The organism is Micromonospora mangrovicola (assembly GCF_047200535.1).
Lineage (GTDB): Bacteria > Actinomycetota > Actinomycetes > Mycobacteriales > Micromonosporaceae > Micromonospora.
In genome coordinates this window covers 1-14,951 of sequence record NZ_JBJZOG010000011.1, presented here as the reverse complement: position 1 = coordinate 14,951, position 14,951 = coordinate 1, and the positions used below count along the sequence as shown (strand labels likewise).

Annotated in this window: 16 protein-coding genes; 8 read left to right on the top strand and 8 right to left on the bottom strand. The window is 74.0% G+C overall.

Annotated elements, in window-relative coordinates; all coding sequences use genetic code 11:
* Positions 1–6: 6 nt before the first annotated feature.
* Entirely contained in the window at positions 7–846 is an 840-nt protein-coding gene (locus ACL02O_RS07070; protein ID WP_412817156.1) for a DUF3027 domain-containing protein, read from the bottom strand.
* Between the two features lie 87 nt (positions 847–933).
* Between ACL02O_RS07070 and ACL02O_RS07065 the strand changes: the two genes are divergently transcribed.
* Both ACL02O_RS07065 and ACL02O_RS07060 read left to right on the top strand, forming a co-directional pair.
* Complete coding sequence (locus ACL02O_RS07065) at positions 934–2,529, top strand: MFS transporter (protein WP_412817155.1); 1,596 nt, start codon at positions 934–936, stop codon at positions 2,527–2,529.
* The gene (locus ACL02O_RS07060) at positions 2,526–3,191 is read left to right on the top strand and encodes a futalosine hydrolase (RefSeq protein ID WP_412817154.1); all 666 of its coding nucleotides are present in this window, start codon (positions 2,526–2,528) and stop codon (positions 3,189–3,191) included. Before ACL02O_RS07065 ends, ACL02O_RS07060 begins: the two co-directional genes overlap by 4 nt.
* Here the strand turns inward: ACL02O_RS07060 and ACL02O_RS07055 are convergent.
* On the bottom strand, positions 3,169–4,002 hold the full coding sequence (locus ACL02O_RS07055) for a GNAT family N-acetyltransferase (protein ID WP_412817153.1): 834 nt from the start codon (positions 4,000–4,002) through the stop codon (positions 3,169–3,171). The two genes, ACL02O_RS07060 and ACL02O_RS07055, sit on opposite strands and share 23 nt — an antisense overlap.
* 583 nt (positions 4,003–4,585) lie before the next feature.
* Between ACL02O_RS07055 and ACL02O_RS07050 the strand changes: the two genes are divergently transcribed.
* A complete protein-coding gene (locus tag ACL02O_RS07050; RefSeq protein ID WP_412817152.1) occupies positions 4,586–5,416 on the top strand; it encodes a 1,4-dihydroxy-6-naphthoate synthase in 831 nt (276 codons plus the stop codon).
* Here ACL02O_RS07050 and ACL02O_RS07045 read toward each other — a convergent pair.
* Positions 5,377–5,763 (bottom strand): cold-shock protein, encoded by a 387-nt coding sequence (locus ACL02O_RS07045; RefSeq protein WP_412817151.1) that lies wholly within the window; start codon positions 5,761–5,763, stop codon positions 5,377–5,379. The two genes, ACL02O_RS07050 and ACL02O_RS07045, sit on opposite strands and share 40 nt — an antisense overlap.
* Positions 5,764–5,793: 30 nt before the next feature.
* Positions 5,794–6,417: an HAD family hydrolase gene (locus tag ACL02O_RS07040; RefSeq protein ID WP_412817150.1), complete on the bottom strand. Its 624-nt coding sequence runs from the start codon at positions 6,415–6,417 to the stop codon at positions 5,794–5,796.
* A 61-nt stretch (positions 6,418–6,478) separates the two neighbouring features.
* Between ACL02O_RS07040 and ACL02O_RS07035 the strand changes: the two genes are divergently transcribed.
* Positions 6,479–8,953 (top strand): helicase-associated domain-containing protein, encoded by a 2,475-nt coding sequence (locus ACL02O_RS07035; protein ID WP_412817149.1) that lies wholly within the window; start codon positions 6,479–6,481, stop codon positions 8,951–8,953.
* Positions 8,954–9,006: 53 nt separating this feature from the next.
* Here the strand turns inward: ACL02O_RS07035 and ACL02O_RS07030 are convergent, their stop codons facing one another.
* Positions 9,007–9,243, bottom strand: coding sequence for a hypothetical protein (locus tag ACL02O_RS07030; protein ID WP_412817148.1), 237 nt, complete (start codon positions 9,241–9,243; stop codon positions 9,007–9,009).
* A gap of 108 nt (positions 9,244–9,351) precedes the next feature.
* Complete coding sequence (locus ACL02O_RS07025) at positions 9,352–10,221, bottom strand: L,D-transpeptidase family protein (RefSeq protein WP_412817147.1); 870 nt, start codon at positions 10,219–10,221, stop codon at positions 9,352–9,354.
* Positions 10,222–10,395: 174 nt separating this feature from the next.
* Here ACL02O_RS07025 and ACL02O_RS07020 point away from each other — a divergent pair, with 174 nt between their 5' ends.
* Positions 10,396–12,075: a DNA repair helicase XPB gene (locus ACL02O_RS07020; RefSeq protein ID WP_412817146.1), complete on the top strand. Its 1,680-nt coding sequence runs from the start codon at positions 10,396–10,398 to the stop codon at positions 12,073–12,075.
* Positions 12,076–12,193: 118 nt separating this feature from the next.
* On the opposite strand, the gene ACL02O_RS07015 is transcribed toward ACL02O_RS07020, so the two are convergent.
* Positions 12,194–12,421, bottom strand: a complete 228-nt coding sequence (locus ACL02O_RS07015) for a winged helix-turn-helix domain-containing protein (RefSeq protein WP_412817145.1) — start codon at positions 12,419–12,421, stop codon at positions 12,194–12,196.
* Between the two features lie 387 nt (positions 12,422–12,808).
* Here ACL02O_RS07015 and ACL02O_RS07010 point away from each other — a divergent pair, with 387 nt between their 5' ends.
* Positions 12,809–13,048, top strand: a complete 240-nt coding sequence (locus ACL02O_RS07010) for a hypothetical protein (RefSeq protein ID WP_412817239.1) — start codon at positions 12,809–12,811, stop codon at positions 13,046–13,048.
* The gene (locus ACL02O_RS07005) at positions 13,045–13,314 is read left to right on the top strand and encodes a hypothetical protein (protein ID WP_412817144.1); all 270 of its coding nucleotides are present in this window, start codon (positions 13,045–13,047) and stop codon (positions 13,312–13,314) included. Before ACL02O_RS07010 ends, ACL02O_RS07005 begins: the two co-directional genes overlap by 4 nt.
* Positions 13,315–13,357: 43 nt before the next feature.
* Here ACL02O_RS07005 and ACL02O_RS07000 read toward each other — a convergent pair whose 3' ends face one another.
* Positions 13,358–14,263: an RNA polymerase sigma-70 factor gene (locus ACL02O_RS07000; RefSeq protein ID WP_412817143.1), complete on the bottom strand. Its 906-nt coding sequence runs from the start codon at positions 14,261–14,263 to the stop codon at positions 13,358–13,360.
* A gap of 155 nt (positions 14,264–14,418) precedes the next feature.
* Here ACL02O_RS07000 and ACL02O_RS06995 point away from each other — a divergent pair, with 155 nt between their 5' ends.
* Positions 14,419–14,904: a carboxymuconolactone decarboxylase family protein gene (locus ACL02O_RS06995; protein ID WP_412817142.1), complete on the top strand. Its 486-nt coding sequence runs from the start codon at positions 14,419–14,421 to the stop codon at positions 14,902–14,904.
* Positions 14,905–14,951: the final 47 nt, after the last annotated feature.

Genomic DNA, 14,951 nt, shown 5'->3' with positions numbered 1-14,951 from the left:
CAGGGGTCAGGGGTGGCCGTACGGCTCTCCCGGCTCGGCCGCCTCGACCGAGCCCGGGGCCCGGCTCACCGACACCGCCTCGACCGCGCTGTCGTCGTAGACCGTGGGCAGCTCGTCGACCGGCGTTTCGGCCGCCTCGATCAGCGTTTCCGAGTGCGCGCCGCAGCCGTGGTCGGCGCTCACCACCCGGCCATCGTCCGGGGCGTAGAAGTTGCCGCAGGCGCCGAAGGACTGCCGCAGCGCGCCGGCGAGCGGCAGGTAGAAGCCGCAGGTGCCGCAGCGGGCGGCGGCGGGGGCGGCCACCGAGATCGCCGCCGACGGGCCGTGGTCGCCGTCGTGCCAGCGCTGGGCGGCGTCCGAGCGGCCCTCCCGGGACAGCACCCGGGCCCGGCCCAGGCCGAGCTCCCAGGCGGTGTCCTCCACCGCCGGATCGTCGGAGAGCACGTAGCCGGGGGCGAGGCGCTCGTCGTCCGGCGGGGTGGGCAGCAGGTCACCGGGGCCCAGGTCGCCCGGCTTGAGGCGCTCCTGCCAGGGCACCCAGCCCGGGGCGAGCAGCGCGTCCGGGCCGGGCAGCAGGACGGTCTCGCAGAGCGTGACGAGCCGGCTGCGCGGCACCCGGGTCACCGTGACGGCCCACCGCCAGCCGCGGTAGCCGGCCAGCCGGCATTCGAAGTAGTGCGTCACGAGTCGATCACCCTCGGCCACGACCTGCAGGTGTTCGCCGACGTCGGCGGGATCCACCTCGGTGATGCCGGCGCGGGCCACCTCGACGGCGGCGGCGCAGACCTGGTCGAGCCGGGGAGCGCGGGCGGAGGCGGGCCTGGTCACCCACCCATTGTTCCCCATGCCCACGGTCGGCTGACAGGCACTCCCCGGAGGCGTTCTGCCCGGCTGGTGGCGCATGCCTGGAGCAGATGGGTGAGGATGGGGGGCATGCCGCTGTCCTCCCGCTCCGGGCGGTCCGTCCTCGGGCGGACCGTCGGTACGGGCATCCGCGCCACCCGCCTGCTGTTCCGTGGCTCGCTACGGGGCGGACGGTGGATGACCCGGCGGGCCGGGTCGGCCCGGGCCCGCAGCGCCGGCAACGAGGTCGGCATGGTCCGCCTGTTCGATCTGCACGCCCTCTCCTGTGCCGGGGACACCCTGATCGCCATCGGGCTGGCCGGCACGATCTTCTTCGACGTGCCGCTCGGCGAGGCCCGGAACAAGGTCGCGCTCTACCTGCTGGTGACCATGGTGCCGTTCGCCATGCTCGCCCCGGTGGTGGGCCCGCTGCTGGACCACTTCCGGCACGGCCGCCGGTACGCGCTGGCCACCACCATGCTCGGCCGGGCCTTCCTCGCCTGGCTGATCTCCGACTACATCGGCACCTTCGGGCTCTACCCGGCGGCGTTCGGCGTGCTCGCCCTCTCCCGGGCGTACGGGGTGGCCCGCTCGGCGGCGGTGCCCCGGCTGCTGCCGGAGGGGCTGGGGCTGTCCCAGGTGGGCGCGCGGGCGAGCGTCTACGGCACGGTGGCCGGCGCGCTGGTCGCCCCGCTCGGGCTGGCCGCGTTCTGGTTCGGCGCGCAGTGGCCGCTCCGGGTGGCCTCGCTGATCTTCCTGGTCGGCATGGTCATCGCGCTGCGGCTGCCGCCGAGAGCCGATTCGGAGCCCCCGGAGCGCGTCCCCCGCCCGCTCCGGGCACTGCGCCGCCGAGACGGCGAGCGACCGCTGGGCCGGGGCCGCCCCGCCGGGCGCCTGGTGATCGCCACCCTGATCGGTGCGGCGGCGCTGCGCGGGCTGTACGGCTTCCTGCTGCTCTTCCTGGCCTTCGCGATCAAGGCCGGCGACCTGACCACCGACTTCTTCGGCCGGACCCTGGGCGCTCAGGCCGCGCTGGGGCTGATCGGCGGGGCGCTCGCGGTGGGCAGCTTCCTGGCCACCGCCATCGGCACCCGGCTGCGGATCCACCGGCCCACCGCGATCCAGTCCAGCGGCACGATCATCGTGGCCGGGGTGGCGGTGCTGGCGGCCTTGAAGTTCTCGCTCCCGCTGGTGGCCGGGCTCTGCCTGGTCGCCTCGTTGATCAGCGGGATCGCCAAGCTCGCCGTTGACGCGTCGATCCAGGAGCGGATCCCGGAGCGGCTGCGGGCCAGTTCCTTCGCCCACTCCGAGACGGTGCTGATGCTGGCCTTCGTGGCCGGCGGCGGCCTGGGCCTGGTCCCGTTCACCGGGCGGGTCGGGGTCGCGGTCGCCGCCTGCGTCGCCGCCCTGGTGGCGGCCCGCGGGTTGCTGGTGGCCGGCCGGCTGCGCAACGAGCACCTGGTCGGCCGCCCGCTGGGCGACGACGAGCTGGGTCCCGAGCCGGTCGAGGAGTTCGCCGACCCGGCGCCCACCTCGCCGGCCCCGGGCCGGAACGGCAGCACGGAACCGGTCGACGCCGACGGCCTGGCGCCGCCCGGTTTCCACATCTACCGCCCCTCCTCGGTCGGCGGGGCCGGCGGGACGGGGGAGGAGAACCAGCGGGAGTCCCGGGGACCGGTCACGTGAGCGGGCTGCTGGTGGTGACCGCCGTACCCGCCGAGGCGGAGGCGGTCCGGGCGGGCCTCACCGACCCGACGGCGACCGTCGCCCCGGTCGGGGTCGGCCCCGCCGTCGCCGGCGCCGCCACCGCCCGCCTGCTGGCGCTGGCGGAGGCGGCCGGACGGCCGTACCGGGCGGTGGTCAGCGCGGGCATCGCGGGTGGCTTCGTCGGCCGGGTGGCCGTCGGCGGCACGGTGCTGGCCACCCGCAGCGTGGCGGCGGACCTGGGGGCGGAGTCGCCGGCGGGCTTCCTCTCGATCGAGGAGCTGGGCATGCCGGCGGAGCTGCTGGGTGTCGGGAGCGTGGTGCCGGCCGACCCGGGGCTGCTGGACGCCCTGCGGACGGCGCTCCCAGCGGCGGTCGTCGGCACGGTGCTCACCGTCGGCACGGTGACCGGCACGGCCGAGGGCACGGCGGCCCTCGCCGCCCGTCACCCCGACGCGGTGGCCGAGGCGATGGAGGGGTACGGCGTGGCGGTCGCCGCCGCCCAGACCGGCCTGCCCTTCGCCGAGCTGCGCACGGTCTCCAACCCGGTCGGGCCCCGGGACCGGGGCGCCTGGCGGATGCGGGAGGCGTTCGCCGCCCTCACCACGGCGGCGGCGGCCCTCACCCCGGCGGCCGTGCGCTGACCGGCCGGTTCAGCCGCAGCGCCGCGGGCCGGCTCGCCTGGACCGCGAAGCCGCAGGCGAGCAGGAAGTCGATGCCGCCGAACTCGGCGACCGCGTGGGCCGAGCGGATGCCCGCCCGGTCCATCTCCGCCGTCAGCGCCGCGACCAACCGCCGCCCGATGCCCAACAGCTGGTAGGGCGTGGCGACGAGCACCCCGTCGAGCACGACCTCCCGCCGGCCCGGCCGGGAGTGCCCGACCAGCATCTCGTCGCTGTGCTCGTGCGCGCGCAGCTCGCCGACCAGCTCTCCGTCGGGCAGCTCGGCGACCAACCGCCAGGAGGTCGACGGGAGCGCCGGGTCGACGTACCGGCGCACCACGTAGTCCTGACGCACCCGGTCACGCTTCCGCTGGCGGTCCCGTTCGTCCCGGTCCAGCCGGTACGTCACCGTCGGCAGTCGAGGCCAGCGCTCGGGCGGAACGACGTACCAGTGCGCCCACCACGCACCCGGCCAGTCCCGGGGCTCGCGCACCCCGCGGGCGTCGAGGTGCGCGGGGCAGCGCCGGCCGGCCGCGTCCCGCAGCTCCGCCTGCGGTACGGGTGGCAGCTCACCGGCGGGATGCGCGGAGATGGTGATGCTGCCGGCTGCCCCGCCGACCAGTCGTTCAACCGTGCGGTAGCCGGGATCGGTGCACCGCCCCGACTCGATCCGGGCAATCGTCGCCTGCGGCACCCCCGACCTCGCGGCCAGTTGCCGCTGGCTCAGGTCGGCCGCGCGGCGCAAAGCTCGCAGGGTCGCGCCCAGATCGGTGCGATGCTCGAAATCAGCCACCCGGTCATGCTCGACCGCGTCCGGGCGCCCTTCAAGGCCAGGTATCCACCTGTGGACAACGCTGTGGAAAACCCGCTCGCCTGGGGACCGGCAAGTGGTTGGAGCCACTACGAACTTGATGACGTGGACGATTCAGCGAATCTCCCGTGCGAACCGATCTACCTGCGCCACAGAGCGTGTCCATCTGGCGCAGGCAGCACTCCCGCCCAGGGCAGGCAGCACGCCCATCTGCGGTAGAGCAGGCCCGTCTGTGCACGCCCCTTTCGGACAGCGGGCACGCCCACCGTGGGGCAGACGGCACGCCACAGCTGCGGCAGGCAGCGCGCCCGTCTGGGGCGGAGAGCACGCCCGTCTGGGCCGGAGAGCACGCCCGTCTGAAGCGGAGAGCACGCCCGTCTGAAGCAGAGGGCACACCGGTCTGGTGCAGGGAGCACACCGGTCTGGTGCAGGGAGCACGATCGCCCGGTCAGGGAACCTGATCCGTCTACGTCATCAAGTTTGTAGGCGCTGAAAAGAGGGTGTCCGGGTCACAGCACCAGGCGGGGGTGGCGGGTGGTCGGCGGGGCAGGGTTAACGTGGGAGCGTGGCGCTCTCCCTGGCGATCTCCCCCTGCCCCAACGACACCTTCGTGTTCGACGCCCTGGTGCACGGTCGGGTGCCGGGCGCACCACCGGTCGAGGTGACCTACGCCGACGTGGACGTGACCAACACGGCCGCCGAACGTGGCGCGTTCGACCTGGTGAAGGTGAGCTACGCGGCGCTGCCCTGGCTGCTGGACGACTACCACCTACTGCCCTGCGGCGGGGCGCTGGGCCGGGGCTGCGGCCCGCTGGTGCTCACCCGGGGCGACCGCACCGACCTCTCCGGCGCGACCGTGGCGGTGCCGGGCGAGCGGACCACCGCGTACCTGCTCTTCCGGCTCTGGGCGGCCGAGCAGTCACCGGCCCGGATCGAGGTGGTGCCCTTCCACGAGATCATGCCGGGCGTCGCCGCCGGCCGGTACGACGCCGGCCTGGTGATCCACGAGGCGCGCTTCACCTACCCCCGGCACGGGCTGACCGCCCTGGTCGACCTCGGTGAGTGGTGGGAGGGCGACACCGGCCTGCCGATCCCGCTCGGCGCGATCCTGGCCCGCAAGGGCGCGGTCGACCCGGTCGAGGCCGCCGCCTGGATCCGCGAGTCGGTACGCCAAGCCTGGGCCGACCCGGAGGCCAGCCGGGAGTACGTCCTGCACCACGCGCAGGAGATGGAGCCCGACGTGGTGGACCGGCACATCGGCCTCTACGTCAACGAGTTCACCGCCGACCTGGGTGAGGCCGGCTTCGCCGCCGTCGAGGCGCTGCTGGGCCGGGCCGCCGACGCCGGGCTCGTCCCTCAGACCTCCAGCTCGCGCGCCACCGCGTGGACCAGCTGAGCGATCTTCTGCGCGGTCTTCCGGTCCGGGAAGCGGCCCCGGCGCAGGTCCGGCTGGACCTTCGCCTCCAGCACCTTGATCATGTCCTCGACCAGGCCGTGCAGCTCCTCGGCCGGTCGGCGGCGCAGCTCCGCCACGGACGGCGGCGCCTCCAGCAGCTTCACGCCCATCGCCTGGGCGCCGCGACGGCTGTCGACCACGCTGAAATCGACCCGCTGGCCGCCCTTCAGGTCGGCGACGCCCGCCGGCAGCGCCGCCTTGGGCAGGAACACGTCGCCACCCTCGTCACTGGTGACGAACCCGTAACCCTTGGCCGCGTCATACCACTTCACTCGACCCGTCGGCACCTGAAAACCCCTGCTTCGCTCTGGAGACCACTACCCCTCCAAGGCTAGCCGGATGATCCGGTCCAGCGCCGCCGGGAATCCGGTGAGATCATCGAGCACCAGGTGGGCTCCGGCGGCCCTCAACTCGTCCGTCGAGCAGGGCCCGGTCGCCACTCCCACACCTGGGATTCCCGCCGCTCCCGCAGCCGCCATGTCGGCCACGTGGTCGCCCACGTAAAGGGTCGCGCCGTGTTCCCGCAGGGCGGTCGCCTTCTCCTCGGCGAAGAGGTCCCCGGCGAGTTCGTCGGCGGCCAGCCCGAGGTGGTCCAGGTGCAGCTTGGCCAGCCGGCCGATCTTCGAGGTGACCACCATGACCCGACCGCCCCCGGCGTGCACCGCGTCGATCGCGGCCGCCGCGCCGGGCATCGGCAGGGTCGGGGTGATCGCGTACGCCGGGTAGAGCTCCCGGTAGATCGTCACCGCCTCCTCGATCCGCTCCGGCGGGAACCAGTGCGCGATCTCGGTGCGCAGCGGCGGGCCGAGCCGGGAGACCGCCAGTTCGGCGTCCACGGGCACGCCGGTCCGGGCGGTCAGCGCCCGGTAGGCGGCGGCGATACCGGGACGCGAGTCGACCAGGGTCATGTCGAGGTCGAAGCCGACCATGAACGGGGGCATGCCGAGAACGTACCCGTCCGAGGGGCGCGACGGCCCCCGGCCGGGCTAGCGTGGAACGACGATGACCACCTCACTCGCCGACCATCTGCGGACGCTCCCCGACGAGTCCCTGGCCGCCCTGCTTCAGCTGCGGCCCGACCTCGTCGTGCCGGTGCCGACCGACGTCTCTGCGCTGGCCATCCGCGCCCAGTCCCGCGTTTCGGTGGCCCGGGCGCTGGACGGCCTGGACCAGTTCACCCTCCAGATGCTGGATGCCGCCCGGCTCACCCGTGACCCGCACGGCGGCGGCACCTCCACCGACAGCATCCTGGCGATGGCCACCGCCGGTCCGCACCCGCCCGCCCCGACCGCCGTCCGGGGCGCGGTGAACCGGCTCCGCGCGCTCTTCCTGCTGTACGGCCCCGAGCACGACCTGCACGTCGTGGGCGGTGTCGACGAGGTGGCCCCGTACCCGGCGGGGCTGGGCCGACCCGCGGCGGAGCTGGACCCGCGGGCGGCGGAGCTGTGCGCGGACCCGGCGAAGCTGCGGCGGACGCTGCTGGCCGCGCCGCCGTCGGCCCGGGCGATCCTGGACCGGCTGGCCGCCGGCCCGCCGGTCGGCACCGTGCCCCCGGGCGCGCTGGAGGCCCCCGCCACCGGCGCCGAGGACGCGCTTCCGCCGGACCTGGTCAACGGCGGCGCGCCGACCGGCTCCCCGATCCGCTGGCTGGTCGAGCACCGGCTGCTCGTCCGGATGTCGGGCGGCAAGGGCGGCGCGGGCACCGTGGAGCTGCCCCGCGAGGTGGGGTTGCTGCTGCGCCGGGACAGCGGCCCGCTGGGCCCGCTGCGCACCAGCCCGCCGGTGGTGGCCGGCCCACCCCGCGAGGTGAAGGCCGTGGACTCCGCCGGAGCCGGGCAGACCATGGAGGTGGTCCGGCACACCGAGGCGCTGCTGGAGAGCCTCGCCGCCGAGCCGGCACCGGTGCTGCGCTCCGGCGGCGTCGGCGTCCGGGACCTGCGCCGGCTGGCGCGGGGCCTGGGGCTGGACGACGCCACCACCGCGCTGCTCTTCGAGGTGGCGTACGCGGCCGGGCTGCTCGGCGAGCTGGACCTGACCGGTGCCGCCACCACCCGACACGGCGGCGACCAGCAGATCCTGCCCACCGGCGGGTACGAGGTGTGGCGGGCCACCTCGCTCGCCCAGCGCTGGGAGCAGCTGGCCCGGGCCTGGCTGACCATGACCCGCCAGGTGGGCCTGGTCGGCCAGCGCGACGACCGGGACCGGCCGATCTCGGTGCTCTCCGCCGAGGCGGAACGGGCCGGCGCTCCGGCCGCCCGCCGCTCGGTGCTCGCCGTGCTGGCCGACCTCACCCCGGCGACCGCGCCCACCCCGGACGAGGTGCTGGAGCTGCTGGACTGGCGGGCGCCCCGGCGGGCCCGCGGCCGGGAGGCCGCGCACCGGGAGGTGCTGGCCGAGGCGGCCCAGCTCGGGGTCACCGGGCTCGGCGCGCTCACCTCGTACGGGCGGCTGCTGCTGGCCGAGGTGACCGACGCCGACGAGCGGGCCGACGACCCGCTCGGGCTGCACTCCGACGCCGAGTCGGGCGAGCCGTCGACCGCCGTACGGGCGCTGGACGCCCTGCTCCCCGCCCCGGTGGACCACTTCCTCGTGCAGGCCGACCTGACCGTGGTGGTGCCCGGCCCGCCCGACCCGGCGCTCGCCGCCGAGCTGGACGTGGTGGCCGAACACGAGTCGGCGGGCGGGGCGAGCGTGCACCGGGTCACCACGGCCAGCGTCCGGCGCGCCCTGGACGCCGGCTACTCGGCCGACGACCTGCACTCACTGTTCCGCCGCCGGTCCCGCACCCCGGTACCGCAAGGGCTGACGTACCTGGTGGACGACGTGGCCCGCAAGCACGGCGGCCTGCGGGTCGGCTCGGCCGGCGGTTACGTGCGCAGCGACGACGAGGCGCTGCTCACCGAGGTGCAGGCGGACAAGCGGCTGGAGTCGATGGCGTTTCGCCGGCTGGCGCCCACGGTGCTGGTCACCCCGTGCCAGGTGGGGCGGATGCTGACCGCGCTGCGCGAGGCCGGGTACGCGCCGGTGCCGGAGGACGCCAGCGGCGCGGCGGTGCTGTCCCGGCCGAAGACCCGGCGGGCGCCGGCCCGGGTGCCGGCCGTCACCCGCGGCATGGACCCGCTCGCGGCGCCGAAGCTGCCGCTGCCCCGGCTGCTCGGTGTGGTGGAGCAGATCCGGCGCGGCGAGGCGGCGGCGCGGGCGGCCCGGCGGGCCCCGGCGGTGGTCCGCGGCGGCACGGCGCGGACCGGTCCGGCCCCGGCGCACACCCACAGCGACGCGCTCGCGGTGCTTCAGCAGGCCGTCCGGGACAAGGCGCTGGTCTGGGTGGGCTACGTCGACGCGCACGGGGCGACCGCGTCCCGGCTGGTCCGGCCGGTGTCGATCGGGGCGGGCTACCTGCGGGCCGAGGACGAGCGTACGGAGATGCTGCACACCTTCGCGCTGCACCGGATCACCGCGGCGGTGCTGGAGGATTGAACCGGGCGACGGCCCCAGCGCGGCGCGTCCTGCGCCGCGACCTGGAGCCGTCGTCATTCCCCGTTGTGGCGGAACGCGCCGATCACCGAGACGGCGAGCAGCAGCCCGAACCCGGCGCCGGCCGACTCACCGACCGAGTCGACGAAGCCCTGTCGCTGCACCAGCAGCCCGAACAGGAACCAGCCGAACAGGGCGGCGGCGGCCGCCGCGTACCCGACGAGGACGGGGGTGGGCACCTCGTCGTCGTGCGCGCGGTCCTGCTCGGGGAGCACATCGTGGTCGACAGTCATGCCATCCCTCCCGCCCCGTCCGGTCCCGCTTCCAGCGTGACACCGGAGCGCACGGGCGGACAGGGGATAAAACCCTGATCCGCCCGGGACGGCCACGGGCGGGACGGCTCAGGTGCCGGGGCGGCGGCCGAATACGACCACCCGGGTGCCGATCGAGCCCAGCTCCCAGAGCCGTACCGCGTCCTGGTGCAGCAGGTTGACGCAGCCGTGCGAGCCGATCGACTTGTTGTGCAGGTACGTGGTGGTCTCGTGGAAGCCGATCCCGCCGTTGAACCGCTGCCAGTAGGGCAGCCACACCTCGTACGGGTTGGACCACTCCTTCAGGTTCCGCCCGCCCACCCGGTAGGTGCCGGCCGGGGTGGCGTACCCGGCCATGCCGGTGCGGGTGACCGTCGGCCCCATCACAATCTTGCCGCCGCGCATCGCCCAGACGGTCTGCCGGGTCAGGTCGACGCAGAAGGTGAGGCCGGAGCCGGCCTGGCAGCGGTGCACGTCGGTGGTGGCCAGCCGCCGGGCCACGTCGTACGTGCTGGGGCCGGCGCGGCCGGCGGCCGGGCTGATCCCGTACCGGCGCTGGAATTTCTTGATCGCGGCGCAGTCGGCGGCGGACTGCTTGCCGTCCACGGTGACCTGCCCGAACCCGCCCAGCCGGGCCAGGTACGTCTCCACGGCCCGCTGGTGCTCGCCCTGCGGACAGCCGGTGAACCCGGTCGGGCTCGGTTTCGGCGCGGCGGTCGGCTCCGCCGTCCGGCTGGGTTTCGGCGTGGCCGTCCGGCTCGGCACCGCCGACGGGGACCCGGTCGTCTGGTCCGGCGTGGGCACCGCGCTCGCCCCCGATACCCGTTCCGTCTCGGCGACCGGGGCCGGGGCGGCGGCCCCGGCCCTGTCGCCTCGCGGATCGAGCGCGCACGCACCGACGCCGACCAGCACGACCGCGGCCAGGGCGACGACCCGGGCGGTGAACCGGACACGCTTCATTGGCCCTCCCCTGGACAGTTGTCCCGCTTGCTAGACGTATGGGAACCCTGTCACGTTGCCTGTCCGGCGTGACTTTTTCCGGACACCTTCACCCGTGCAACACTGGATGGTCCGCCTCCGGCAGGTCAGCCGCGGTGCGGGCGGCCCTGATCGCGGCAAGGAGAGGACGCTGGCGTGAGCGGTGGACCACTGATCGTGCAGTCGGACAAGACCCTGCTGCTGGAGATCGATCACCCCGACGCGCAGGCCTGCCGGATGGCCATCGCGCCCTTCGCCGAGCTGGAGCGCTCCCCGGAGCACGTACACACGTACCGGCTCACCCCGCTGGGGCTGTGGAACGCGCGGGCCGCCGGCCACGACGCCGAGGGCGTGGTGGACGCGCTGATCAAGTACTCCCGCTACCCGGTGCCGCACGCGCTGCTGGTCGACGTGGCCGAGACCATGGACCGGTACGGCCGGCTCCAGCTCGCCAACGACCCGGCGCACGGCCTCGTGCTGCGCGCCCTGGACCGGGTGGTGCTGATCGAGGTCGCCAAGAGCAAGAAGCTCGCCGGCATGCTCGGCAACAAGATCGACGACGACACGATCCAGGTGCACCCGTCCGAGCGGGGCCGGCTCAAGCAGGCGCTGCTCAAGCTCGGCTGGCCCGCCGAGGACCTGGCCGGGTACGTGGATGGTGAGGCGCACCCGATCGAGCTGGCCGAGGCCGGCAAGGACGGCGGCAGGCCGTGGACGCTGCGGTCGTACCAGCGGGAGGCCGTGGAGGCGTTCTGGGCCGGCGGGTCGGGCGTGGTGGTGCTGCCCTGCGGCGCCGGCAAGACCCTGGTGGGGGCGGCGGCGATGGCCGAGGCGAAGGCGACCACGCTGATCCTGGTCACCAACACGGTGGCGGGCCGGCAGTGGAAGCGGGAGCTGGTGGCCCGCACCTCGCTGACCGAGGACGAGATCGGCGAGTACTCGGGCGAGCGCAAGGAGATCCGCCCGGTCACCATCGCCACGTACCAGGTGCTCACCTCGCGGCGCGGCGGCGCGTTCACCCACCTGGACCTGTTCGGGGCCCGCGACTGGGGCCTGGTCATCTACGACGAGGTGCACCTGCTGCCCGCGCCGATCTTCCGGTTCAGCGCGGACCTCCAGGCCCGCCGCCGGCTGGGCCTGACGGCGACCCTGGTCCGCGAGGACGGCCGGGAGGGCGACGTGTTCAGCCTGATCGGCCCGAAGCGGTACGACGCGCCGTGGAAGGACATCGAGTCGCAGGGCTGGATCGCCCCGGCCGAGTGCACCGAGGTACGGGTGACCCTGACCGACGCGGAGCGGATGGCGTACGCGACGGCGGAGGCCGAGGAGCGCTACCGGATGGCGGCGACCGCCCGTACCAAGCTGCCGGTGGTCAAGGCGCTGGTGGACCGGCACCCGAACGAGCAGACCCTGGTCATCGGCGGGTTCCTCGACCAGTTGCACCAGCTCGGCGAGTACCTGGACGCGCCGATCGTGCAGGGGTCGACCACCAACAAGGAGCGCGAGCGGCTGTTCGACGCGTTCCGCTCCGGGGAGATCCGCACCCTGGTCATCTCCAAGGTGGGCAACTTCTCCATCGACCTGCCGGAGGCGGCGGTGGCGATCCAGGTGTCCGGGACGTTCGGGTCGCGGCAGGAGGAGGCGCAGCGGCTGGGGCGGGTGCTCCGGCCGAAGGCCGACGGCCGGCAGGCGCACTTCTACACGGTGGTGTCCCGGGACACCATCGACACGGAGTACGCGGCGCACCGGCAGCGCTTCCTCGCCGAGCAGGGGTACGCGTACACCATCGTGGACGCCGACGACGTCCTCGGCCCGTCGCTGCCCTCGTTCGACTGACACCCCGCTTGATCGACACCGTTTGCGCCGTCACGCGGTGACCCAGGCGCGCGATGCCGCTGAATGCCGCAATCGGAGTCGGTCGGCACCGAACCCGGCGCTGGCCGGTGCGGGCTGGTCAGCGCTGTGGAGACTCCGCGACGAAGACACCGCGCCCCGGGCGGCCGACCAGCACCCCCTGCTCCCGCAGCGTGGCCACGGCCCGGTGAATCGTCGAGACCGACACGTCGTAGTGATCAGCCAGCTGTTGGGTGGACGGAATCTGCGACCCGGGCCGGAACTCGCCCGTCTCGATCCGCTTCAGCAGATCATTGATCAACTCACCCATGGTCGGCGGAATCGGCACGTGGAGGCCCCTTGCAGTCGGTTGGCCCTCCCAGTATCGAGCAACAGGTGAAACAGCGGCAATAACTGACGTAGGGGCAGCAGACCGGGGCGGCAGATAGGTTCGACAGGTAAGAGAGCGTTGACCGAGGTGAGAGGTATCGGTAGCGTCGCTCTCGGTGATGCGGTGCTGCTGCGGTCGGTTGGCGCCTCTCGTACCGGTCTCGCATCGCCGTCGAGACCTCACACCCTCCGCGCTCCCCCGGCGCGGCAGGGCGGCCTCCGCCGACCGCAACCGGTGGAGGCCGCCCTCCCCCCACGATCCGCGGCCTCCACGAAGGGCGGTCACCTCGTGCGCAACCCGCTCCGCCGGCTGACCCGCCGGCCCCCCGCCCCGCAACCGGCGCCGATGGAGAGGACCACGCCGAACCGCGCCCCGCTGCGCCCCTGGCAGGTGCGGGAACGCTGCTTCAACGTCCGCCGGCACCGCCTCGACCCGGTGGAGATCCGCGCCTTCCTGCACCGGGTCGCCGACGAACTGGCCGTCGCGCAGACCGCCCTGGTCGCGGTGCAGGAGGAGAACGTACGCATCAAGAACGCCCTGCGCGCCTGGCAGAGCGGCCAGTCTGCGAGTCACCGTCACCGATGACAGGGCGCTGGGTGATCCACCTGCCGGTCACCGCACCGGACCTGCACCGCGCGCGGATCTTCGCGCGTACCGCCGCTCGGGTGTTGGCCCAGCTCAGCGCCCAGGTGGAGCCGGGCGGGGTGACCGTGTCGGCGGAGGACGAGCAGTGCGTACGCCATTGGGTCTTCTGTGATCGGCCGTTGCCGGACGGCGGCGGCCGGTGCGCGCTGCCAGTCGATCACAGCTCGGCGTGCGCGCGGCGCGCACCGTGGCTCAGGCCGCGCTGACGAGCCCCGACCGTCGCCGGTTCACCCGCCGAACCATCTCGACCTACCGGCTCAGGGTGGTCTCCCGCGCCATGTGCGACAGCTTCTCGGGATTGCGTACGGCGTAGAGCCCGGTGATGAGGCCGTCGTCGATGCGCAGGGCCAGGACGCTGTCGAGCTCGCCGTCGAGCCGGAGGACCAGCGCCGGGTGGCCGTTGACCTGCGCCGGCCGCAGCGACGAGGTGTCGGCGACCCTGCCCCACCCGCCGGCCAGCAGGCGGGCCACCTTGTCGGCCCCGACGATGGGCCGCGGGACGGCCTGCTTGACTCCGCCACCGTCGCCGAGGAGGACGACGTCCGGCGCGAGGATGTCGAGCAGGCTCTGCAGGTCGCCGGTTTCCAGCGCCCGCTGGAACGCGTCGAGCGCGTGCCGGGTCTCGGCCGCCGACACGACCTGGCGCGGCCGGCGCGCCGCCACGTGCGCGCGGGCCCGGTGCGCGATCTGCCGGACGGCGGCGGGACTCTTGTCGACGGCTTCGGCGATCTCGTCGTACCCGAGGTCGAACACCTCGCGCAGCACGAACACCGCGCGTTCGGTCGGCGCGAGAGTCTCCAGCACCAGCAGCATCGCCATCGAGACGCTGTCGGCCAGCGCGACGTCCTCGGCCACGTCGGGCGTGGTGAGCAGCGGCTCGGGCAGCCACGGCCCGACGTAGGACTCCTTGCGGCGGCCGAGCGTCCGCAGCCGGGTGAGCGCCTGGCGGGTGGTGATCCGGACCAGGTAGGCGCGCTGGTCGCGGACCGTGTCCAGGTCCACCCCGGCCCACCGCAGCCAGGTCTCCTGCAGGGCGTCCTCCGCGTCGGCGGCCGAGCCGAGCATTTCGTACGCGACAGTGAAGAGCAGGTTGCGGTGGGCGAGGAACGCCTCGGTGGCCGGGTCCGGGCGGTCGGTCTGCGGCGTACCCACCATCGGTGGCTCCTCTTCCCTCGCGGCTGCGTCACCCATGAGATGCCGGAACTCGCCGTCGTGTGACACCTCAGGGTTGTGGCCGTCGTCACCGTCACAGGAGTCCGGCGGCCGGCATCTCGTGTTCGTCCCACCGGACGGAAGCGAAGGACGGAACGATGGACGCCCGATTCAACATGCTCGAGAACGACACCGCCATGAAGTTCTTCAAGCGGTTCGCCAACGCCGGCATGGTCATCATGCAGTCGTCACTGCCGAAGTCGACGCAGGAGCTGGTGTCGCTGCGGGCCAGCCAGATCAACGGCTGCGGCTGGTGCATCGACATGCACACCAAGGACGCCTTGGCCGAGGGGGAGAGCCCGGCACGGCTCAACCTGGTCGCCGCGTGGCGCGAGTCGACCGTCTTCACCGAGGCGGAGCAGGCCGCACTGGCGCTCGCCGAGGAGGGCACCCGGCTCGCCGACGCCGCCCAGGGCGTCTCCGACGAGACGTGGGCGCAGGTCCGCAAGCACTACGACGACGACCAGATCGCCGCGCTGGTCTCCCTGGTCGCCCTGATCAACGCGGCCAACCGGCTCGCCGTGATCGTGCACCAGAAGGGCGGCTCGTACGAGCCCGGCATGTTCGCCGCCGCGTTCGACTGACCCCCGGGGCGTGGCAAGCGGCGGGCGTCGGCTGCCCGTGAATGTGC

Excerpts from the sequence above, each read along its gene's own strand:
- ACL02O_RS07070 (WP_412817156.1), bottom strand. The coding sequence starts at position 846 with ATGGGGAACAATGGGTGGGTGACCAGGCCCGCCTCCGCCCGCGCTCCC.
- ACL02O_RS07065 (WP_412817155.1), top strand. The coding sequence starts at position 934 with ATGCCGCTGTCCTCCCGCTCCGGGCGGTCCGTCCTCGGGCGGACCGTC.
- ACL02O_RS07040 (WP_412817150.1), bottom strand. The coding sequence starts at position 6,417 with ATGCCCCCGTTCATGGTCGGCTTCGACCTCGACATGACCCTGGTCGAC.
- ACL02O_RS07035 (WP_412817149.1), top strand. The coding sequence starts at position 6,479 with ATGACCACCTCACTCGCCGACCATCTGCGGACGCTCCCCGACGAGTCC.
- ACL02O_RS07030 (WP_412817148.1), bottom strand. The coding sequence starts at position 9,243 with ATGACTGTCGACCACGATGTGCTCCCCGAGCAGGACCGCGCGCACGAC.
- ACL02O_RS07025 (WP_412817147.1), bottom strand. The coding sequence starts at position 10,221 with ATGAAGCGTGTCCGGTTCACCGCCCGGGTCGTCGCCCTGGCCGCGGTC.
- ACL02O_RS07010 (WP_412817239.1), top strand. The coding sequence starts at position 12,809 with ATGGAGAGGACCACGCCGAACCGCGCCCCGCTGCGCCCCTGGCAGGTG.
- ACL02O_RS07005 (WP_412817144.1), top strand. The coding sequence starts at position 13,045 with ATGACAGGGCGCTGGGTGATCCACCTGCCGGTCACCGCACCGGACCTG.
- ACL02O_RS07000 (WP_412817143.1), bottom strand. The coding sequence starts at position 14,263 with ATGGTGGGTACGCCGCAGACCGACCGCCCGGACCCGGCCACCGAGGCG.
- ACL02O_RS06995 (WP_412817142.1), top strand. The coding sequence starts at position 14,419 with ATGGACGCCCGATTCAACATGCTCGAGAACGACACCGCCATGAAGTTC.